Below are 582 nucleotides of genomic sequence, written 5' to 3'. Positions count from 1 at the left end.
ATTCCTACTCTCATCTTGTTCTATACTTGTATTGAGATTTCCTTGTATCTCTACTTCCTTATCCTCTCCTACATATTCACTGCTATCCTTTGCTACTCTTAGTTTATTGCTTGCTCCTATGTTGAGAGTATGGCTTAATCCTACAATGGTATCTTTAGATAAAGCTACATTGGTATTATATTCTCCTCCAATACTTACAATCTTTGCTAAGTCTATGGTTTGAGTATGAATCTTTTTAATCCTTTCATTATAAGCTCCCTCTACTTGAGATTCTTTATTGTTTTGTATGGTTTGAGTGAAGTTATGCTTAATGAGTTCTTCATAATCTCTTTGTGCTTGGAGATAGATGTGTTCTTTATCTTTGAGATTGGAGAGTGTAATTTCATTTAATCCTTCCTCTATGCTCTCACTCTCTTCATTAAGGGTTCTTGCGCTTAAACTTGTTTGATGAGAAGCTAAGGGTAAAGAGGGTAAGGTAGGATTACTTTGGTTATAGAGACTTCCACTCACATAAGGCTTATCTATATCCTCATCAAAGAAAGAAACAATCACTTCATCTCCAATTCTTGGAGTATGGTAAAA

The 582-nt window shown here is 34.5% G+C and carries 1 protein-coding gene; it reads right to left on the bottom strand.

The features are described 5' to 3' along the window. On the bottom strand, positions 1 to 582 hold a 582-nt coding region (locus tag LS65_RS09740), incomplete at both ends, for a bacteriophage T4 gp5 trimerisation domain-containing protein (RefSeq protein WP_268903719.1).

It is taken from the genome of Helicobacter japonicus (genome assembly GCF_000762845.2).
Taxonomy (GTDB): domain Bacteria; phylum Campylobacterota; class Campylobacteria; order Campylobacterales; family Helicobacteraceae; genus Helicobacter_C; species Helicobacter_C japonicus.
Note: the sequence above shows the minus strand (reverse complement) of the source record. Positions and strands in the feature narration are given on the sequence as shown.